The organism is Rhodococcus sp. IEGM 1351, assembly GCF_030056875.1.
GTDB lineage: Bacteria > Actinomycetota > Actinomycetes > Mycobacteriales > Mycobacteriaceae > Rhodococcus_F > Rhodococcus_F opacus.
The window spans coordinates 1-746 of sequence record NZ_JASHKU010000095.1; the positions used below are offsets into that span (position 1 = coordinate 1).

At 63.1% G+C, this 746-nt stretch carries 2 protein-coding genes; both read right to left on the reverse strand.

Annotated elements, in window-relative coordinates; genetic code table 11:
• Positions 1-380 (reverse strand): hypothetical protein (locus QM806_RS40910; RefSeq protein ID WP_054245763.1); only part of this gene is annotated, 380 nt, incomplete at its 3' end.
• Positions 364-746, reverse strand: a 383-nt coding sequence (locus QM806_RS40915) for a hypothetical protein (RefSeq protein ID WP_283295047.1), incomplete at its 5' end; no start/stop codon positions are given. The genes QM806_RS40915 and QM806_RS40910, both read right to left, overlap by 17 nt.

Consider the following 746-nt stretch of genomic DNA (forward strand, 5'->3'; position numbering starts at 1 on the left):
TCGGGTGTGCGGCAGATCAGCAACCTCCGTACGCGGCCCGAGCCGTCGAGCTGTGCCGAGGTGTTGAACGAGGCCTCGAAATCGCCGTTCCGTGTGGTGCGTCCCAGCGCCAGCTCGACCTCTCCGACACGAGCTCCCGCGAGGATTTCGTGTACGAGCACACTCTTCTCGCGTTGCTGCAGGTACTCGACGAGTCCGGCGCGATCCCCGACGAATTCGGCGGCATTCCCACCGCCGGTGGAGAATTGCACCGACATCCGGAAATCGTCGGTGATCATGTTCAGGACGCGGTCGGGATCGTCCGAATCCATGATCGCGAACCACGCGATCAGCACGGGAGTCGCAGACGTCGTCTCGGTCAGGTCAGTCGCGCTTCCCATGGGTCAACTCCTTTGTGAGAATGCTGAATTCCGTGTCGAAGGACACCTCGTACGCGTCGATGGTTCCGTCGCTGCCGAGGTGCATGGCGGCGAGGAAGTAGCCGGTTGTCTTCACGTCGTTCTCGACGACGGAGCCGTAGGCGAACTGGACGTCGCCGGCGCTGCTCGTTCGGAGCAGCACGTGTCGTCGATCGACCGGGGGCCGTCCCCTCAGGTAGTCGAGCATGTCGGAGCGGTTGTATCCCCTGCGGACGGTACCCGGGAGGGCTATGGCGAACTCGATAGATTCGTCGAGCAGGGCAACTGCGTCGTCGATCCGGCCGCTGTCGAGGATCGCGTAGTACCGCTCGATCATGAGTGCATCGG